This window comes from Vitiosangium sp. GDMCC 1.1324, from assembly GCF_003044305.1.
Classification (GTDB): Bacteria; Myxococcota; Myxococcia; order Myxococcales; family Myxococcaceae; genus Archangium.
On record NZ_PZOX01000012.1, the window covers coordinates 130,570 to 150,490 of the forward strand.

Here is a 19,921-nt window from a genome sequence, read left to right on the forward strand (position 1 = left end):
CATCTCTCGCAAGGAGCAGTCCATGGGTTTGTGCAGTGATCCCGCCATCACCTATCTCAAGCGTCTCGGCTACAACGTCGTCCGGCTCCCGCGTGAAGGAATCCAGCCCCTGCATCTGCTGGGTCAGCAGCGAGGGACCGTGGAATACCTCGGCTCGCTCGAGAAGCTCATCACCCAACCTCCATCCGAGCCTCCAGCCATCACCCGAGACCAGGCCGCGGCTGGCATCAACGGCCAGAAGACGGAAAACCTGTCGTTCAGCATTGGGATCAACATCCTCAAGAGCGTGCTGGCGCAGTTCGGCGCCGGGGCCGGTATCGAGGCCCAGTACAACCAAGCGCGCAAGGTGCGCTTCGAGTTCAGCAACGTCCTGGCCGACTCCGTTGAGCCCCTGGCCGTGGGTCAGTTCCTCAAGATGGCCGAGGTGGATGCCGACAACCCGGTGCTGAAGCAGTACGTACTTGGCAATGGGCGCCTGTATGTGATTACCCAGGTCATCAAGTCGAATGAGTTCACTGTCGCGGCCGAGAAGTCGGGTGGTGGCAGCATCCAGCTCGACGTGCCGGAGATCCAGAAGGTCGTCGGCGGCAAGCTGAAGGTGGAGGCCTCGGTCAGCAGCCAGAGCACGGTGACATACAAGGGCGAAAAGCAGCTCGTGTTCGGGTTCAAGTGCTTCGAGATCGGCGTGAAGAACGGGGAGATCACCCTGTTCGCCTCCCAGCCTGGTGCCATCGCGATGGCGCTCGATGCCGCTGGAGGTGTCATGCCGAGCGATTCCGCCCTCCTCGACGAGGGCGGTCTGCTGGACCTCGAGGGCTTCTGAGGCCCGGCCAGAACTGACTGACACTGGGGTGGAGGAGGACGGACCATGTCAGATGATGACAAGCGGCACATGGAGCTGGCGCGGCTGCTCGTGTCCTTGTTTCCAGGACGAAAGCTGAATGGCTTCCTGGTTGGACTCCTCCACTCCCTCTCAGGTAGGTATCGATTGCCCAAGGAGCTGCGAGGGGATCGTGTTCCTTCCAGCTCCAAGCTCGCGCGATTCATCGGCACCTTGGACCGAGAGCGTCACATCCATTCGTACTTCTGGGACCTGCTCCGCCGGGAGCGGCCATCGCGGGTGGGTGACATCGACCGCGTGGCCCGTCTGTGGGAAGAGGAGGGCCATTGGAAGGGGCTCGAAAGTCTCCGGTTCCCGGCCGGCGAGGTCTTTCCCCAGGTGGCTCGTGGGTCGAGCGACAACAACGGGGCCCCGCCTCTGTCCTTTACCCTCTCTCATGGGGACCCCAAGTCCGACCCGGAGCCGTCCTCCCCCTCCCGCCTGGTGAACACCGGGCTCAGCGAGGCCGAACGGCCCGAAAGCCCGTTGGCCTCGGACCAGTGCCTCGTCACCAGCCACGCATATTTCTTCTGGCTGGAGGTGGGCGCGTGGATCGAGGGCTCCATCGAGGATGAGCCCGTATCTCTTCCCGAGGATCTGCCGTCCGGAGCACGGCTCCGGGTCGTGCTGTTCAGCAGCCCGGGGGGGCTCGTGCTGCAGCCAGACGCGGATCAAGGAGTGTTGTGCATCGAGGGTGATGGCCGCGTCGTGGTGGAGCGCCCGGCCTGCGTACCTCCGGCGCTTCAGTCGCGGGAGTTGGCGGACCGGCGATTGTTCTTCCCGCTTCGCACGCCCCAGGCGCCGGGCACCTACCGGCTGCGCTGTAACATCCATCATGAAGGGCTCCTGGTGCAGTCACGTGACGTAGTGCTCACCGTGGCGGAGCAGCCCCAGCGCCAGAGCGAGGCGCTGCGCTCCCGGGTGGACTACGCCCTCTCCCAGACCCTCAGCCCTACCCACCTGCGCCAACTCGGCTCCGCTACGCTCAGCGTGCTGCTCAACGACGACGACTGGGGCACCCATGGCTTCCGGTTCGTGGGCGGCGATGACTACCGCTCCTCGGTCCACCTGGACGACGCCATGCTCCAGGAGATGATCAGTCTGGCGCGTGGGGCATTCCGGCGCGCTTCCTGGGGAAGCAAGGAGCGTTACGAGGCGCTCCCCTCGCGTCCTCCCTACCGCTACCAGGGCGCGCAGTCGGAGGCGCGGCTGCGCGAGGACCTCGTGATGATGGCGCGCATTGGCCGCCAACTGTATGACCGTGTGGCCGAGCAGCTCGGCCAGGGCGCGGACGGTGCGGATGCGCTGCGGGAGCGGATGCGCCTTCCCGGGCACATCCAACTCGCCCTGAAGCAGGGGGCCCGTCACCTGGTGCCTATTTCGATCTTCTACGACCATCGTCTCGACGTGGCGTTGAAGGACTTCACCTTGTGCGAGGCGTTCATCCGCGCTTCGGTGGCCAGCGAACCGTTGGAGAAGAGTCCGTGCTTCCAGGGCGATTGTCCTCACCGCGAAGACCGGGATGTGGTCTGTCCGAGTGGCTTCTGGGGCTTCCGGCACACCCTTGCGCTTCCCTTCGGCATGGCGGCCCAGGGCGAGCGGGGGCTGATGGATCTACCCGGCGTGCTGCGCATCCGTGACACGCCCGCGTTGCTCATCGCCGTGTCCGAGGACCCCGACTTCGTATTGCGCGACAACCATCTCATGCGGCTGCAGGCCATGTCGGGAGTGGCGCCCATCCAGGTCGCCCGCAGCCGCGAGAAGGCCCTGGAGTTGCTTCGTCAGCAGGGCAGCCACCTCGTGTACTTCTACTGCCATGGCGGGGTCGACGCCGAGACCCGGGCGCCCTTCCTGCAAGTCGGCCCTCTCACCGACCCGTATATCTTTCGGGATACCTTGAGAGTGTATGACATTCGTTGGCGCGACCCAGCTCCCCATCCGCTGGTCTTCATCAACGGTTGTCACACCACCGAGCTCGAGCCCGAGCAGGCCATCGAGCTCGTATCGGGCTTCGTGGAGCGGGCCGGAGCGGCGGGGGTAATTGGCACGGAGGTCACCATCTTCGAGCCTCTGGCGGTTGGCTTCGCCTCCCGCTTCATGGACGCCTTCCTGCGACGGAGACTGTCGCTGGGTGCCTCCGTGCGCGAGGCGCGCCTCGGCATCCTGCAGCACGATTTCAACCCACTCGGGCTCGTGTACCTGCCCTTCGCCCTGTCCTCCCTTCATCTCGCGGGGGAGGCCAGTGAGGGCACATCCGTGGCGGGTGGGGCGGGAGCTCTGGTCACTCCGCCAGCCTGAGCGCCGGCCAGGAGGTGGGGTTGGTGTTCCTCCCACGAAAGGTGTGGTCGGGAGGTTGTCGGCTCAGATGGCGCGCCGGGCCCGTTGCCGCCGGGCCGCCATCACCGCCAGGGCCAGCACGAGCAGTGGCACGCCAATCACGACAGGCCACAACCAGAGCGGAGGTCCGGCCTGCACCACCGCGCGCAGCTCCGTGCCCTTGCTGGTTTCGTTCGCCAGGTCCACCAGGTTGTACTTCCACTCCACGGTGTCCTTCTTCTCGTTGAGCGTGCCGTTGGTCTCCGGGATGGATTGTCCGTGCACTCGGACGATGTAGTAGTGGTTGCCGAGCAGCGCCCGGGCCATCTGTGTCCCGAAATCCCTGGCTGCCTGCTCCGCCGGATTCTTCGTCCCATTCGGAGTCCCGGGTTGCTCCTTCGGCTCGCCGAACTGTTGCACGAAGACGTACTCGCCGAGCCCCCGGCGCTCGATGCGGAAGGCGAACTCCGCCTTTCCCTGCTTCGCCGTGGTGCTGCGGTCCATCGCCCGCTTCTGCAACTCGCCCAGCCGGGTGGCGTCCTTCACCGTCAGGTCATAGACGAGGTGCTGCTGCCCGTCCTGCTCGTACTCCCGGAACTCGAACTTCGTCACGTCCGGGTCCTTCTTCAGGTCCTCCTCGGTGGCCCGGGCCTCCGCGCGCATCTCCTCCAAGGGGTCCTTCCCCCTCGCCCGTGCGAGGTCGAGGAACGACTTCGGCAGGCCCACGTCGAACACCACGCGTCCCGAGCCATCGGGGAGGATCCACAGTTCCTGGAGGAGATCGAAGCAGCCGGTGAGTGAGAGGAGCGCCAGCGGTGCGAGCAGCCACCGCAGGCGCGGCAGGGGGCGGGCAGAGCGTGAGTCCATGGCCCCCGATGTTTTCACACCCCGAAGAGGGATGCTCCAGGTTGCGCACGCACGTGGTGATTGGCCCGCTGGACGTGACTCTGGAGGAGCACCGGATCGTCCACCGTGGGAGGCTCGATCCAGGAGTCCTCGAGTCCCCCGGGCTTGATGGCCATGGACGTTGGTCGAGGTGCACTCCTGCCTACTACCGGGAGGCGAGCGCGGCGTGGGCCGCGGCCAGCCGTGCGATGGGCACGCGGTACGGCGAGCAGGACACGTAATCGAGCCCGAGCCGGTGGCAGAAGGAGATCGTCTTCGGGTCTCCGCCGTGCTCGCCGCAGATGCCGAGGTCCAGCCCCGGCCGCGTCTTCCGGCCGAGCTTCACCGCCAGCTCCATGAGCGACCCCACGCCCCGCTGGTCGAGCGTGGCGAAGGGGTTCTCCGGGAGGATGCGCTTGTGCAAGTACTCGCTGAGGAAGCCTGTCTCCGCGTCGTCGCGCGAGATGCCGTAGGTCGTCTGGGTGAGGTCGTTCGTCCCGAAGGAGAAGAACTCCGCCTCCTCGGCGATCTGATCCGCCGTGAGCGCCGCCCGGGGAACCTCGATCATCGTCCCGAACTGGTACGCCACCTTCTGGCCCTGCTCCTTCATCACCGCGCGGGCCTCGGACTCGAGCGTCTCCTTCTCCACGCGCAGCTCGTTGCTGTGCGCGATGAGCGGAATCATGATCTTCGGCAGGACGCGCATGCCCTCCCGGGCGCACTGGCAGGCCGCCTCGAGGATGGCCCGCACCTGCATGCGCACGAGCGACGGCAGGTGGATGCCCAGCCGCACCCCGCGCAGGCCCAGCATGGGGTTGGCCTCGCGCATCGACTCCACCGCCTCCAGCATGCGCCGCTTCCGGGCGAGCTGTTCCTCCAGCTCCGCCGTCCCGGGCCTTCCCTTCCGCAGCTCCAGCCGCGTCTCCAGCTCGGTGACGTCGTGCAGCAGGCCGTCGTGGTTGGGGAGGAACTCGTGCAGGGGTGGGTCGAGGAGGCGGATGGTGACGGGCTGGCCCTCCATCGTCCGGAACAGCCCGAGGAAGTCCTCCCGCTGGAAGGGCAGCAGCCTCGCGAGCGCCTCGTCACGCTCGGCGTCGGTGCGGGCCAGAATCATCCGCTGCACGTGTGGCAGACGGTCCTTCTCGAAGAACATGTGCTCGGTGCGGCACAGCCCGATGCCCTCCGCGCCGAGCTCCCGGGCCTTCCGGGCATCGCGCGGGTAGTCCGCGTTCGCGTACACGCCCAGCTCGCGGAAGTCATCGGCCCACTTCAGGAGCTTCAGGATGTAGGGGTCCTTCAGGTCCGGAATGAGGGTCTCGAGCCGGCCCGCGAAGACCTCGCCGGTGGTGCCGTCGATGGACACGGTGTCCCCCTCGCGCAGCACGCGCCCGGCCACGGTGAGTTGCCGCCGTTCGCAGTCCACCTCCATCTCCGAGACCCCCACCACCGCGGGTTTGCCGAACTGTCTCGCCACCAGCGCCGCGTGGCTGGTGCGCCCGCCTCGGCTGGTGAGGATGCCCCGGGCCGCCAGCATGCCGTGCACGTCGTCCGGCTTCGTCTCGGGCCGGACCATGATGACGGCCTTCTTCTCTTCCCGGCTCCAGCGCTCGGCGGTGTCGGCGTCGAAGGCCACCACGCCGCTGGCCGCTCCGGGTGACACGTTCAGCCCCGTGGCGAGCAGGTCCCCCCGCTCCCGGGCCGCCTTCTTGTCGTCGGGCGCGAACTGCGGATGCAGGAAGAAGTCGAGCTGCTCTGGCTTCACCCGGAGGACGGCCTCCTCGCGGCGCAGGAGCCGCTCCCCGACCAGCTCCACCGCGATGCGCACCGCCGCCTGGGCCGTCCGCTTGGCATCGCGTGTCTGCAGCACCCAGAGCCTGCCCTGCTCGATGGTGAACTCGACGTCCTGCACGTCCCGGAAGTGCCGCTCGAGCTTCTGGCAGATGCGCCCGAGCTGCGCGTAGAGCTTCGGGTGCAGCTCCTTCAGGGCGGAGATGCGCAGCGTGGGGCGGGCGCCCGAGACCACGTCCTCGCCCTGGGCGTTGGAGAGGTAGTCGCCTTCCATCTCCCGCTCGCCGGTGGACACGTTGCGCGTCGTCACCACGCCCGTGCCCGAGTCCTCCCCCCGGTTGCCGAACACCATGGTGACGATGTTCACCGCCGTCCCCAGGTCATGCGGGATGCCAGCGGCGTTGCGGTAGTCCACGGCGCGCTTGCCCTTCCAACTGCGGAAGACGGCCTCGGTGGCCAACCGGAGCTGCTCCACCGGGTCCTGCGGAAAGTCGCGGCCGGCCTTCTCGCGGATGAGGCTCTGGAAGGCCTCGGTGATGGCCTTCAGGTCCTCGAGGGGAAGCGCCGAGTCGTTCTGGAGGCCCCGCTGGTGCCGGTACCGCTCCAGCACCTGCTCGAAGGGCTCATGGGGTAGTCCGAGCACCACGGTGCCGAACATCTGCACCAGCCGCCGATAGGCGTCCTGGGCGAAGCGCGCATCCCCCGTCTCGGAGGCGAGACCCTCCACGACGGCGTCGTTCAGCCCGAGGTTGAGCAGGGTATCCATCATCCCGGGCATGGAGAACTTCGCGCCGGAGCGGCAGGACACGAGCAGCGCGTTCTCCGGGTCCCCGAACGAGCGGCCGGTCCGCTTCTCCAGCTTGCGCAGGGCCGCGAGCTCCTGCGCCCAGAGGCCCTCGGGGAACCGGCTGCCCTCGGAGAGGAAGGCGTTGCAGGCCCGGGTGGTGACGACGAAGCCGGGCGGCACGGGGAGCCCGATGCGGACCATCTCCGCGAGGTTGGCCCCCTTGCCGCCGAGGAGGTCCTTCATGTCCGCGCGGCCCTCGTCGAAGAGGTACACCCACTTCTCCCGGGAGGCCGGGCGGGCGTGGGAGCTCCGGGGCGAGCGGGCGAGCCGGGGTGAAGGGCGGGACCGGGTCCGGGTCTTGCGGAGCGGGGTCTTCCGGGGACGGGTAGGCATGGGGGCTCCGTGGGACTGCGTGAGGACCACGCAAGGGGAGCCACGTCACTTCCCGCGCCAGGACGCCCTCCGAGGGAGGGAGCACCGCCCGGCGTGCGATTCTCGAGGCCCCTTTCCTGGAAGCTGGGGGTGGGGCGCTCGGCCGCGCAAGCCGGGCGGGCGGTGGACGGCCTACCGGAGCACGAACAGGGCGAAGACCAGGCCCGCCCCGAGCACCAGCACTCCGAGCACCCGGTTCCACAGGCCGGTCCAGGAGGAGATCTCCTCCCCGTCCTCGGTGCGCACCTGCTTCAGGTCGACCTGTTGCGAGACGCCGCGGCGGAACCAGCCCACCACCTGCACGCGCTGCTGGGCCAGCTTGCCCACGCGCCGCGCGGCGAACCACCAGTTGCCCAGCGGGCCGAACGGCGACTCGTAGTTGAGCAGGATGAGGCCGCCCTTGGGGTCCTCCAGCGTCATGTCCTCGCCGAGCTTGTTGCCCGCGTCCGCGCGTCCCACCACCGTGCCCTGGAGCGTCACCGGCCGCCCCTTGAGCGGCGAGGCATACGGGTCACTCATCAGCTCCAGCACCGACGTGGCCTGGGCCTCGCCCGTCGCGCCGAAGCTGTAGAAGCCCTTGAGGGTCATTCCCAGGCCGATGCCGAAGAGGGTGAGCACCAGGAGCGCCCCTCCGACGCCCACCTGACCCACGGCCATGCTCACCAGGCCGCTCATGATGAACAGGGCCGCGAGCAACTGGGGCGCGAAGTAGATGGCGAGCTCGAGGAAGAAGGTGCCGTACATGCGCTGCATGTCGAGCGCCTGGCCGTACAGGTCCACCTTGTCGAACGACATGAGCGGGCGCTGGCCCAGGGCCGAGGCCTGTTCGCCGAGGGCGCGGATGCGCTTGCCGGTGAGCGGGTGGGTGGAGCTGATCTCACTGACGGCGGCCCACGGGTTGTACAGGTCGAACAGCATCACCTTCTCGATGCGCTGCACGCCCTCGAGCGAGACGGCCGCCCGCAGGGGAGCGGCCCCCTCCTTCGGCAGGGGCGCCGCCACGGAGGAGCCCGCCTGGGCGTGGGCGAGTGCTGGCGTGGGAGTGGACGGCGAGCCCTGGGCGACCTGGAAGGCGAAGCCCGCGCTGGCGGCGGACTTGGGGTCGGCGATGCCCATGGCGCGCGTGCCGCCGAGGAACTTCTCCGTGAAGTCCGTCTTCTCCTGCCGGGTGATGCCGTAGGCGACCTTCACCAGCGCCATGGACAGGGCGTTGGGGTTGCCCGTCTCCGCGGCGGCGAACTCGTCCGCGTAGTACTCGCGGGTGCGCGACAGGTACATGAGCAGGTACTGGGACACCCACCAGAACAGCAGCGCCACGAGCGCCAGCGGCATGGCGGGGCGCGAGTTGTTCTTGCCGCGGATGTTCTTGGCCACCACGTAGATGGTCCACAGGATGTTGAGCAGCGTGGCGGCCACCGTCATGACGATGAAGTCGCGGTGGATGATGTGGCCGAGCTCGTGCGCGTAGACGGCCTTGAGCTCCTCGTCGTCGAGGTAGTGCATCAGGCCGCGGGTGGTGACGAGGCGCGCGTTGTTGCCATGGCTGCCGTAGCAGTAGGCCTGCGGCGTCTGGTCATCGATGAACTTGAGGCGGGGCGCCTGGATGCCGTGCTTCTGGCAGACGCGCTCGACGAAGTCGGCCACCGCGGGCCGCTCGTTGCGGAGCTCGTCGAGCGACATGTTCCGGGCCGAGTAGAGCCAGCGCTGCGCCAGGTCCATCAGGAACGGGGAGAGGAGCCAGGAGAGGAAGGCCCAGCCCACGGTGACGGCGATGGCGAGCAGGAAGGTGGCGGCGCCCGCTCCCCGCGAGGCGATGGAGATGGCGGCGAACGTCGTGAAGACGAAGCCGCCCATGAATGTCAGGGTGACGATGGACGCGAGAAGTGTCTTGCCTCTCAACGGAGAACCCCCCCTTTGAAGACCGGCCGCCGTGGATCGGCGCTGACCGGCGTGGCACAGAGCCGCCGGCAGCATAGCGCACCGAGAGGGGAGGGCGGTGCCAGTCCCGGCGCCGCCTACGTCCAGAAGAGGGGACTACTTCCCCTTGGTGTAGTCCCTGCTGGCGATGACGCCCTGGACCTCGGCCAGCGCGCGAGCCCCCGAGGCGGACTCCAGGGCCTTCTCGGCGATGGCCTGGACCTGACGCTTGGCCTCGGCCAGCTCTGTCTGGAGCGTCTGGATGCTCTGCGCCTGCTTCGCGTTGGTCTCCTTGAGCGAGGAGATCTCCATGCTCGCCACCCGCTGTGCCGTCTCGGCGTCCTTCTGGGCCAGCGTGAACTTCATCTCCCACTCGGACTTCACCCGGTTGCCCGCGATGGCCGCCGCCGCGTCCGTCTCCTTCTTCAGGGCCACCGGGAAGTCCGCCACCTGCTTGCGCAGGTCCTCCAGCTCCTTCTCCCGCAGCTTCAGTGCCTCCTCGCGAGTCGCCCACTCCTTGTCGAGCTTCTCCTTGCGGTCGCGCTCGGTGGCGGCCTGCTGGCGCAGCTGCTCGGCGAAGGCGTCCTGCTCCTTCTTGCGCTGGAGCTGGATGTTGTAGGTGTATTCCTCCTCGGCCCGCTTGCGCGCGACCTCGACCGCGTCCCGCTCCGTGGCCAGGTCCGTGGCGAACTTCGTGCGCGTGTCGGCGATCTCCTTCTGGAGCCGCTCCATCTCCGCCTGGAGCTCCTCCTTCTTCCGGTCGTACTCCGCCACCAGCACGTCGACAGCGCTCGCGGCGGTGTCCTTGCCGTGCAGCTCCGCCAGCTCCGCGGTCTTGAGCTGGATGGCCTCGTCGAGCTTCTGCAGCTCCTCGACGAGCGACATCACCTGCTCGTTGATGCCGGCCAGCGTCTTGTTGATGGTGAGGCCCGCCTCGGTGACCTTCTTGACGGCGGACTCCGCCGTGAGGCTGGACACATCCGCGAGGACGTTCCTGGCGTGGGACTGACGTGCCTCCTCCTCCTTGGCCGGGACCACGGGCTTGTTGCGGCTCTTGCGGGCCAGCTCCTCGAAGGCGGCCTTGGTCTGCTCGGCGGAACGGTTGCGGGCGGCGACTTTGCGGGCGGCGGTGCGGTTGGCCATGGCGTGATGCTCCAGGTGGGTTGAGGCCCTCTCAGGTTGGGCCTGGGTGTGGTGTGGGAATTCCTGGCCCCCTCTCTCGGGCGGCCATGCGCAAGGAATACCCAATGGGTCTGACATCGCCGGGGCTCTGGCGTGGCCTTTTCCGCGGGTTCCGCGCGCCCGACCTGGGATGTCAGACCCCCCTGTCCATGGAACCTGGTGGGTCCTGCTCTCGTACCTGCCTCAGTCCTCGTCCTTGAGCAGGAAGTCGTGGTCGAGGTAGCTGGAGTCGCCGGCTCAGAAGGTGACGTGGAAGACGGACGCACCGAGCGTGGCGTCGTGGTCCACCAGGTTCATCCGGACGCCGGACACGCCGGCGGCCTGGAAGGCGGTGGTGAGCGCGCCGCGGGTGAAGTGGGGAGGCTCTCCGTGGACGCCGGGCAGCAGGAGGAACTCCGGGAGCGGCCGGATGACGAGCTCCCAGCCGGCATGCGCGGGCCGCTCGTGCACCGAGACGCCGAGGAAGTTGTTCATCATCCGGAACTGGTGGGACAGCCGCGACAGCATGCGCTCGGGGCCTATCGCTCGGGCATGAGCGTTCATCGCCGCGCCCAGGCGGGACTGGAGCGTCTTCTCCATGAAGCGCCGTCCGAGCGCGACATGCGCCCGGGACGGGCTCAGGTGCGGGTAGAGCGCATCGGACAGGACGTGGATGGCTCCCACCCAGACGGCACCCGGGTAGGCCGCGTGGAGGGGCTCGTGAAGTGAGAGCCCCAGTCCGGCGAGCGCCTCCTGTGCCCGTGGCTGGAGCAACTCGACGTCGGCCAGCAGGTGCTCCAGCGCATGGCCGAACACGACGGGCTCGCGCCGGATGGCGTGGTGGGAGGTGCTCCAGGCGCTGTGGGTGTGCTGTTCCATGTCTCCATGACACACCCGGCTCATTTCCGCTCTTTTGTCCCTTCATGAAGAAAGATTGAGCGCGCCCCCCGGCGGTGTTCCCGGGCGGGGAGGCGGCTCCCGAGTGTCCACTCCTGGTATGTTGGACGGGTCATGGAGAATTCCCCCCCATCCAACCGTTGGCTTTCCTTCCCCCGCGTCCTCTGGGTTTCCCTGGGGGCCGCACTGGCGCTGTGCCTGCTGGTGGCCAAGGCGGGCTTCATGCCCGACGACTTCGTCTACCTCGGCATCCTCGGCAAGGTGCCTCCTCCGGCGCCGCTCGCCAATTCCGCCTTCGACCTCTACCGCATCGCCGCGGGGGACGCCGTCGCGCAGCATGCGCTCGTCGAGAAGGGCGTCTTCCCCTGGTGGGTGGTGCCGGATCTCAAGGTCGCCTTCTGGCGGCCGCTCTCCAGCGCGCTGCTGACCCTGGACTACTCGCTCTTTGGCACCCAACCGCTGGGCTACCACGCGCACACGGTGCTCTGGTACCTGGGGCTGGTGGCCCTGGCCGGCGTGCTGCTCTGGCGCGTGTTGCCCGGGGCCGTGGGGGCGATCGCGCTGCTGCTCTTCGCCATCGACGATTCGCATGCCGCCACGGTGGGGTGGTTGGCCAACCGCAGCGCGGTGGTCTCCATGTTCTTCTCCCTGGTGAGCCTGTGCCTGCACCTGGAGTGGCGCGAGAAGGGCCGCACCTGGGCGCTGCCCCTCTCGGTGCTCGCACTGGCGGTGGCCCTCGCGGGGGGCGAGACGGCGCTGATCGTCCTCGCCTACCTCCTGGCCTATGAGCTGCTGGCTGCCCCGGGGCGGCCCGCAGAGCGGCTCCGCGCCCTCGTGCCCACCGCGCTGGTGCTGATCGTCTACATGGGGGTGCACCACCGCTTGAACTACGGCGCCTCGGGCTCGGACATGTACATGGATCCCATGGACAGCCCCCTGGCCTGGGTGAAGGAGGCGCTCTTCCGGGTGCCGGTCAACCTGGGCGGACTCCTGCTCAACGCCCCGGTGGACTTCGTGGGCGAGGCCCGCTTCGAGCTCCCCCTGCTGATCGTGGGGCTCGTGGCGCTGGTGCTGGTGGGGCTCATGGTCCGGGCCTCCTGGTCCGGCCTGGAGGAGACGGAGCGCCGTCACGTCCGCTGGCTGCTGGCCGGCGCCTTCCTCGCCACGTGGGGCGCGGCCTCCACCTTCCCGTCCTCGCGCACGCTGTTCGTGCCCAGCATGGGGGCCGCGGTCGCCATCGCCATGGTGTTGCACCACGCCTGGCGCAAGCGGGAGCGCTCCTGGCGCGGGCGGACCCTGGCCATCGGCGCCGGTGCCCTGGTGCTGCTCCATGTGGTCGCCGCTCCGTACGTCTGGTGGAGCACCCTCAACCTGTTCTCCCTCATCTCCGCTGGCAACGATCGCATCCAGACGCGGTTCCAGGAGAACCTGGACCTCAAGCGTCTCCCCGAGCAGCGCGTGGTGCTGATCAACGCGCCGAACGCGATGGTGGGCATCTATGCGTCCGTCCAGTGGTGGGCGACCGGCAAGGCGCTTCCGCGCGCCTGGTGGACCCTCTCCTTCGCCGAGGGCCCGCACCACGTCACCCGCACCGGGCCGTCCACGCTCGAGCTGGAGCTGGAGCGCGGCCGCTTCCTCACCACCATTGGCGAGCGCATCCACCGCTCCGGCCGCTTCCCCCTGGCCACCGGGCACGAGGTTGCCCTGGAGGGCATGAAGGTGAAGGTGCTGGAGGCGGACGAGCAGGGCGTGAAGAAGGTGTCCTTCACCTTCGACGTGCCGTTGGAGGATCCCTCGCTCGTGCTGCTTCACTACAACAACCGGAAGCTGCAGCGCTTCGTGCCTTCGGCGCTGGGGACTCCGGTGTCGTTCTCGTTCCTGTAGGGGGGCGAGGCATGAGCCAGGAGCTTCGACGTGCCGCCGAGGTCCTCCGCTCCGCCCGGGCTCTGCTCATCGGAGCGGGGGCGGGCATGGGGGTCGACTCGGGTCTGCCCGACTTCCGGGGCACCCAGGGGTTCTGGCGTGCCTATCCCGCATACGCGAAGCTCGGGCTCGACTTCGCGTCCATGGCCAACCCCCAGTGGTTCGACAGGGACCCCGAGTTCGCCTGGGGGTTCTACGGTCACCGGCTCGGGCTGTACCGTGCGACGACTCCCCACCCCGGCTTCGCCCTGCTGCGCACCTGGGCCTCGCGCATGCCGCACGGGGCCTTCGTCTTCACCTCGAACGTCGACGGCCAGTTCCAGAAGGCGGGTTTTCCGGAGGAGCGCGTCGCCGAGGTCCACGGCTCCATCCACTTCGTGCAGTGTCTCGGGAGCTGCGCGGAGATTGCCTCCGCGGCTCCGTACTCCGTGGATGTGGATCCGCAGACCTTCCGCGCCAGGCCGCCCCTGCCCACGTGTCAGCGCTGTGGCTCGCTCGTGCGGCCCAACATCCTCATGTTCGGGGATTGGGGGTGGAACGAGTCGCGCAGCGAGGCCCAGCAGCAGCGGCTCATGCAGTGGCTCGAGTCGGTGGCGCCCGGCACCCTCGCGGTCGTCGAGTGCGGTGCCGGCACGGCCATCCCCTCCGTGAGGCGCTTCTGCGAGAGCGCGGCGGCGGCCAGGAAGGGGACGTTGATCCGCATCAACGTGCGCGAGCCCCAGGTTCCCGCTGGCGGCATCGGTCTGCCGCTGCGGGCGCTGGAGGCGTTGAGCGGAATCGCGGAGGAGCTCGAGCGGGAGTGAGCCCTCAGGGGGTTGCGGGCGACGCGACGGGCCCCTCGGTCCGCGCGTAGCGCCGGAAGAAGCTGTCGGCGTTCCAGCTCGGGCGCTGGGGGGCATCGGCCACGCGCTGGGTGAGGTCGGCGAGCAGATTCACGAAGCGGACGGCGGCCTCGCGGTCCACGGGCTGTGACAGGTCGTCCGCGGGCCCATGGTAGCGCTCGAGGAGCCAGTCCTTCTCCAGCCGCTCCTCCTTCGAGCCCTTGCGGTAGCCGGCCGCGAAGGACAGCGCGGGCACGCCCTCGAGAATGAAGCTGTACTGGTCGCTGCGGATGAAGCTGTTCGCCTCGGGCTGGGGATCGCGCATGAGCTCGATGCCCAGGTGCGCGGCGCTCGCCTTCAGCGGCGTGCCCAGCGTGGACTCCCCGGCGCCGTAGGCCACCAGCCCCTTCAGGGGCATCAGCGGCAGGAACATGTCCATGTTGAGGTTGGCCACCATCCGGCCCGCGCCCTCCGGCGGCCGCGCGGCGAACCAGCGCGAGCCCAGCAGTCCCTTCTCCTCGGCGGTCGTGGCCACGAAGAGCACGCCGCGGCGCGGCTTCACCTTCTGCTCCTGGAAGCTCCGGGCCACCTCCAGCAGCGCGGCCACACCGGCGGCGTTGTCCATCACGCCGTTGCAGATGCGGTCCCCCTCGGTGGCTTCCGTCATGCCGATGTGGTCCAGGTGTGCCGACAGCACCACGGACTCACCGGCCAGCGCCGCATCGCTCCCGGGCAGGCGCCCCACCACGTTCTCGGAGGTGAGCCGCGACTGCTCCAGTGAGACATCGCCCCGGAGCGAGACGGGAAGGGCGAAGTGCGGCAACGGCTTCCGCTTGCCGTCCAGCTCCAGGATTTCCTCGTAGGTATGGCTACTGCCCGCCAGGAGCGGGTTCATGAAGGTCGGGTTGATGATGGCGAACATCAACGTGTCGCTGATGTCCTGCAGCGAGGGCTCCGCCAGCATCATCGCCGGGCGCTGTTGGCTCTCGATGATGCGCTCCCAGGGAACCTCCGCGGTGCGCGGGTTCAGCAGGGCGAGCACGCCCACGGCGCCCGCCCGGGTGTAGGCCTTGGAGAGCTCGGCCATGGAGCTGTAGTGGGCGGCGAGGTTCTCCGGCACGCCCGGCGGCGCGCCGCCGAAGAGGACCACGACGACCTTGCCCTTCACGTCCAGGCCCGCCAGGTCATCGTGCCCGGTCTCCGGGATGGTGAGGCCGTACCCGACGAAGACGAGCCCCGCGTCGAGGTGTCCCGAGCGGCCCGTCAGCGGGCTGAGAATCAGCTCCTGGTCGAGCGTCAGCGGTTGCTCCTGGCCCTCGCGGACCAGGGCCATCCGGCTCCGTGCCTTCGCCACCTGGCGCGAGACCAGGGAGACTTCCTGGAAGTAGCTCTGGCCCGCGCCGGGCTGGACTCCGAATTCCGCGAGCTTCGCCGCGACGTACTCCGCCGCGCGGTGGTGGCCCGCGCTGCCCGTCTCGCGCCCCTCCATGTCATCCGCGCCGAGCACCTCGACGTGGGACCACCAGCGCCGCGCGGCGGGAGTGGGTCCCTTGGCGAGCGCGAGGGTGGGGACCAGCAGGAGCAGCGAGGTCCAGGTTCGAAGGTGACGCGCGGTTCGTCGGGTGTGCGGGGTCATGTGATGGACCCTACGCACGGCGCCCGGGGACATTGCGAGCCCCTTCGGGGGCTCAGGTGGGCGAGAGCTCGGGCTTCATCACGTCCGCCCTCGGCGCTCCCAGCGCCAGTCCCGCCGCGCTCAGCCGCACCAGGGCGATCCACACCAGGTCCGCCAGCAGCAGGTGCACCAGCTGCATCCACGCCGGGGCCAGCAGCAGCACGTTCACCATCCCCGCCACCAGTTGCAGCGCGTACAGCACGCCCAGCTGCATCGCCGCCTGCTTCACGGCGGGGGACGGCCGCAGCTTCGCCACCGTCGCCGCCGAGAACACCACCAGTGCTCCCACCAGCACCGCCAGCATCGGGTGCACCATCCGCAGCCTCAGCAGCAGGTGCGACGTGGGCGACATGTCCTGCCTCAGCCCGTGCGCCAGGCTCGACGCCGGGAAGAGCGTGTCTCCCAGCGCCGCGATGGCTCCGCTCACCCCCAGCACCAGCAGGCCCACCAGACTCCCCGCCACCAGCCACCCCGCCAGGCCCTGCCGCCGCCACGTCAGCTGCTCCCGGCCTCCCGCCCACCACGCCGTCAGCGTCATCGTCCCCACCAGCAGGAACGTGTTGATGAGGTGCGCCGCCATCCACCACGCCCGCGCGATGGACTCGTTGCCCGCCACCATCTTGAAGAGCACCAGCCCCGCTCCCACCGCCGCCTCCGTCAGCATGAAGACGAGCGAGAAGACCGCCGCCTTGCGCACCGGGTGGCCCTTCGCGTGCGCCCGCAGGCCCCACACGCACAACGTCACCGCGAGCACCAGCGCCAGCCCGCTCGTCACCCGGTGCGTGTACTCGATGAGCGTCTGCACGCTCGGTGCGCGGGGCACCACCTCGCCGTTGCATACCGGCCAGTGGTCTCCGCACCCCGCCCCCGAGCCCGTGGCGCGCACGAAGGCGCCCCACAGCACCACGGCCAGGGTGTAGACGAGGGTGGTCCAACTGAAGACGCGGTAGGCACGGGAGGACACGGGAGAGCTCATCCGGCCCCCTCCCTAACTCACTTCGGCCCCGGCCGCCGCCTCCGAGTGTCTCCCTCCCGCGCGCCTACACTCCGCACGGCTGCTTCCTCGGACCTCCTCCGCTCATATCCACCCGGGTGTCCGGAAACCCCCCGGCGTCTTCGGCACATCCAATGGATGCACCGTTGGATATGCCTGCCTGCTTCTGGAGGCCCTTGGATGATTTCCAAATGGCCTCAACGGGCCCGAAAATGTTGGCACGCCATCTGCTAAAGTGTTGCCTTGGAAACAACTTCGAGTTCGGGCGCTTCGGCGCTCGAAGCGCTCCGTGGGTCGGGGGCCCCCCCACCTCGGCCCACGAGCGCATCTTTTCGCGGGTGTCGTAACCACGCACCGCGGGTCGGGTTCGCCCCCTGTCCTGGCCCGCGGTGTTCTTTTTTCAGCCCGTGATGCGCAGCCGGTCCGCCCCCAACATCGACGGCAGTGGCCCGAAGGCGAGCGAGCGCTCGATGACGTTGCGCAGCTCGCGCACGTTGCCCGGCCACGCATGGGCCACCAGCGCCGCGAGCGCGTCCGGCCCGAGCTGCGGCGGCTCCTGCCCCTCGGGGGTGAGCTGGGCCACGAAGTGGCGCGCCAGGGCGATGATGTCCTCGCGCCGCTCGCGCAGCGGAGGCACCCGCACGGGCACCACCTGCAGCCGGTAGTAGAGGTCCTCGCGGAAGCGGCCCTCGCGCACCAGCTGCCCCAAATCCCGGTGCGTGGCGGCGATGACGCGCACGTCCACCTGCACGGGCCGCGTCTCGCCCAGGGGGAAGATTTCTCCGTTCTCCAGGAAGCGCAGCAGCTTGGGCTGCACCTCGAGCGGCAACTCGCCAATCTCGTCCAGGAAGAGCGTGCCCCCGTGGGCGGCGCGGATGACGCCCGGATGGTCCGTGGCCGCGCCGGTGTAGGCCCCGCGCCGGTAGCCGAAGAGCTGGCCCTCGAAGAGCTCGCTCGGCACCGCGGCGCAGTTGAAGGCCACATAGGGCCGCTCGGCCCGCGCCGACAGCCGGTGGAGGCCGCGCGCCACCACTTCCTTACCGCTGCCGGACTCGCCGGTGACGATGACGGTGGCGCGCGAGCCGCTCAGCCCCGCCAGCTCCGTCTTCAGCCTCCGCATGGCGGGCGAGGCGGCGATGAAGCCGGGCACCTCGGGCGCTCCATTATCGGGCTCGCGCAGGGGGGGCTCCGTCTGGGCGAAGCCCCGCAGCTCGGCCACCTCCAGCGCGAAGCCAGCCAGGCGCGCCAGCGCGGTGAGCAGCGCCCGTCCGTCCGCGGGCAGGGGGCCCGCCACGCCCAGGCGCAGCCGGCGGCCACACCCGTCGCTGAGCTCCACCCACTCGCTGGCGGGGAGGTCGGCCTCGCCCAGCAACGGTGTGGCGTGGCCCTGCGAGTCCAACTCCTCCAGGCGCGGGGCTCGGCCGGGGAAGAGCCCCTCCAGCACCGCCACCAGCTCCCGCTGGATGAGGGGCGCGCCCATGCCGCGCACGGCGAGCCGCTCGAAGGGCACCAGCAATGACTCGGCCCCCAGCCGGGGCGCGGCCTCCAGGGCGGGGGAGGACTCCTGGACGGGGAGGAGGGCCGCGTTGAAGTTGAAGTCCGGGGGCGGGGTGATGCCGTGGCGGCGCAGCTCCTCCTGGCTCTGGAGGAACCAGGAATCCGCGCCCGGCTCGCCCGCGGCGCGCACCACACTGGCGAGCGTGCGGCGGGTGAGGGTGGCCTCCGTGATGTCTCCGGCCAGGGTGAAGGTGGCCAGCGAGGCCTCCAGCTTCTCCCGGGCCTCACGCGTGCGGCCCTCGCGCGCGAGCAGCGAGCCTTCGTGCCGGTGGAGCAGGGCGGTGCTCCAGGCGGAGGGGAACTGCTCCAGCAGGGCCCGGGCCCGGCGCAGGGCCGCGCGAGCCTCCGGCAGATGCCCCGCGGCGGCGCGCGCACCCGCCTCGGAGACGATGCAGTCGCGCCGCAGGTAGGGCCAGCCCCCGACCTCCAGGGCGCGGGCATGGGCGGCGGCGAAGCCCTCCGCGGCCCGATGTGCGTTGCCCTCGGCCCAGTCCGCCAGCGCCGCCACCCAGCGCCCGTAGATGCGGGTGAGGGCCTGCTGGATGGGCCCGGTGTAGCCCGAGAGCCGGGAGGCCAGCCGGCGCATGTCCGCGTAGCGGCCGGAGATATAGAGGAAGCGCGCTCGCTGGACCGCGAGGGGGTGTGGCGTCCAGCTCAGCTCCTCCACCACCGCGTCGCCCTGGTCCAGCACCGCCTCGGCCTCGGCGAAGCGAGCCAGCCGCAGCAGGGCATCCGCCTCCGCGCGCGCGGCGAAGATGAAGGAGAAGCCTCGTGGCAGCTTCCCACCCCAGGCAGTTTCGCGGGCGCGGCGCAGCAGCGCGAGTGCCTCCTCGGGCTCGCACGCCTCGTCCAGCCGGCGCTGCGCGAGGAAGGCGAGGTTGCGCGCCTCGAGGAAGCCATAGCCCACGCGCGCCGCCGCCTGCGCCACCTCGCGGAAGCGCCGGGCGGCTTGCGAGGCGTCGCCCCGGATGGCGGCCTCATGTGCGAGCCCGTCCGAGGCCAGCAGCTGCATCGTGGGGTCCGACACCCCGGAGAGGGTCTCCTCCAGGCGCCCGTGCTGGCGGGAGATGAGCTCGGGCGCACCCAGGTAGAAGGCCGCGGCGAGCTCCGCCATGCGCAGCTGACAGTGCACCTCCATGCCCGGATAGGGGTTGGCGCGCAGCAGGGCCTCGGCGCGCGCCACGTGCACGTTCACCTTGCCCGCGTCGAAGATGCGGCCGTCCGGAGAGGCGAAGAGATTGGCGGCCACCGTGTGCACGTGCACCGCGACGGACTCGGGCAGCTGGCCCGCGTCGGCCTCGGCCAGGTGGGGCAGCAGCATGGCGAAGGCGCGCCGCACGTCCTCGAAGCCCCAGCGGTACACATAGGCCAGGCCCGCCGCGGCCAGGGCGCGCGCTCCCGTGGAGGGCAGCTCCCCCAGGGCCAGCATCGACAGCAGGGCATTCTCCGCGGCGCGCCAGTCGCCCCGCTGGATGAGCACCAGACAGGCGGTCAGCCGGGAGCGCTCCTCGGGCGTCATCTCCTCGGGATGCGAGCCCGTGGCCAGGCGGGGAGGAGGGGGTTGGGCCAGGGGGCCGCCGCCCTCGGCGAGCTGCCGCAGGGCCTGCACCACACGTCCCCGGGGCCGGCGGGCCTGGGGCGCGGCTTCCGGGAGCTCCCAGCGGTACACCGTGAGCGGAGTCACCCCGAGCTGGCGGGCGAACGCCGCACGGCTCAGCTCTCCACGCAGCGCGCGGATGGCCTCGGGTCCGAATCCTTGTGCTTCATTCCTGGTCACCACAACTGCCCCCTGATGTCCCACCGCCCGCTCTTCCTTCATCGGTCATTTGGAGAGGAAGGGCAAACCGACGGGGCTGCGAACAGGCGGGCGCGCCGCATCCATCCCTGG

Annotated in this window: 13 protein-coding genes; 4 read left to right on the plus strand and 9 right to left on the minus strand. The window is 69.6% G+C overall.

The window, feature by feature from the left end:
- The first annotated feature begins 22 nt into the window (after window positions 1–22).
- Both DAT35_RS31115 and DAT35_RS31120 read left to right on the plus strand, forming a co-directional pair.
- Window positions 23–823, plus strand: a complete 801-nt coding sequence (locus DAT35_RS31115) for a hypothetical protein (RefSeq protein ID WP_108071778.1) — start codon at window positions 23–25, stop codon at window positions 821–823.
- A 45-nt stretch (window positions 824–868) separates the two neighbouring features.
- Window positions 869–3,178 carry a CHAT domain-containing protein gene (locus tag DAT35_RS31120; protein WP_108071780.1) on the plus strand — a complete coding sequence of 770 codons (2,310 nt, stop codon included), beginning with the start codon at window positions 869–871 and terminating at the stop codon, window positions 3,176–3,178.
- A gap of 63 nt (window positions 3,179–3,241) precedes the next feature.
- Here the strand turns inward: DAT35_RS31120 and DAT35_RS31125 are convergent, their stop codons facing one another.
- The 6 genes from DAT35_RS31125 to DAT35_RS31145 all read right to left on the minus strand — a co-directional run bounded on the left by DAT35_RS31125 (window position 3,242) and on the right by DAT35_RS31145 (window position 11,045).
- On the minus strand, window positions 3,242–4,063 hold the full coding sequence (locus DAT35_RS31125; RefSeq protein WP_108071782.1) for a hypothetical protein: 822 nt from the start codon (window positions 4,061–4,063) through the stop codon (window positions 3,242–3,244).
- 14 nt (window positions 4,064–4,077) lie between these two features.
- Window positions 4,078–4,218, minus strand: coding sequence for a hypothetical protein (locus tag DAT35_RS59240; RefSeq protein ID WP_158501965.1), 141 nt, complete (start codon window positions 4,216–4,218; stop codon window positions 4,078–4,080).
- A 29-nt stretch (window positions 4,219–4,247) separates the two neighbouring features.
- On the minus strand, window positions 4,248–7,049 hold the full coding sequence (ppdK, locus tag DAT35_RS31130) for a pyruvate, phosphate dikinase (RefSeq protein ID WP_108071784.1): 2,802 nt from the start codon (window positions 7,047–7,049) through the stop codon (window positions 4,248–4,250).
- A 171-nt stretch (window positions 7,050–7,220) separates the two neighbouring features.
- Window positions 7,221–8,987 (minus strand): M48 family metalloprotease, encoded by a 1,767-nt coding sequence (locus tag DAT35_RS31135; RefSeq protein ID WP_108071786.1) that lies wholly within the window; start codon window positions 8,985–8,987, stop codon window positions 7,221–7,223.
- A gap of 135 nt (window positions 8,988–9,122) precedes the next feature.
- Window positions 9,123–10,148, minus strand: a complete 1,026-nt coding sequence (locus DAT35_RS31140) for a kinetoplast-associated protein (protein WP_108071788.1) — start codon at window positions 10,146–10,148, stop codon at window positions 9,123–9,125.
- A 276-nt stretch (window positions 10,149–10,424) separates the two neighbouring features.
- Window positions 10,425–11,045, minus strand: a complete 621-nt coding sequence (locus DAT35_RS31145) for a DUF2378 family protein (RefSeq protein WP_158501966.1) — start codon at window positions 11,043–11,045, stop codon at window positions 10,425–10,427.
- Window positions 11,046–11,177: 132 nt separating this feature from the next.
- On the opposite strand from DAT35_RS31145, the gene DAT35_RS31150 reads away from it, so the two are divergent.
- Window positions 11,178–12,947, plus strand: coding sequence for a hypothetical protein (locus tag DAT35_RS31150; RefSeq protein WP_108071792.1), 1,770 nt, complete (start codon window positions 11,178–11,180; stop codon window positions 12,945–12,947).
- An 11-nt stretch (window positions 12,948–12,958) separates the two neighbouring features.
- Window positions 12,959–13,789, plus strand: a complete 831-nt coding sequence (locus DAT35_RS31155; protein ID WP_108071794.1) for a Sir2 family NAD-dependent protein deacetylase — start codon at window positions 12,959–12,961, stop codon at window positions 13,787–13,789.
- Between the two features lie 4 nt (window positions 13,790–13,793).
- Here the strand turns inward: DAT35_RS31155 and DAT35_RS31160 are convergent, their stop codons facing one another.
- The 3 genes from DAT35_RS31160 to DAT35_RS62165 all read right to left on the minus strand — a co-directional run bounded on the left by DAT35_RS31160 (window position 13,794) and on the right by DAT35_RS62165 (window position 19,810).
- Window positions 13,794–15,443: a M28 family metallopeptidase gene (locus tag DAT35_RS31160; protein WP_108072158.1), complete on the minus strand. Its 1,650-nt coding sequence runs from the start codon at window positions 15,441–15,443 to the stop codon at window positions 13,794–13,796.
- 52 nt (window positions 15,444–15,495) lie between these two features.
- Complete coding sequence (locus tag DAT35_RS31165; RefSeq protein WP_108071796.1) at window positions 15,496–16,458, minus strand: COX15/CtaA family protein; 963 nt, start codon at window positions 16,456–16,458, stop codon at window positions 15,496–15,498.
- 418 nt (window positions 16,459–16,876) lie between these two features.
- Window positions 16,877–19,810 (minus strand): sigma-54 dependent transcriptional regulator, encoded by a 2,934-nt coding sequence (locus DAT35_RS62165; RefSeq protein ID WP_304466073.1) that lies wholly within the window; start codon window positions 19,808–19,810, stop codon window positions 16,877–16,879.
- Window positions 19,811–19,921 lie beyond the last annotated feature (111 nt).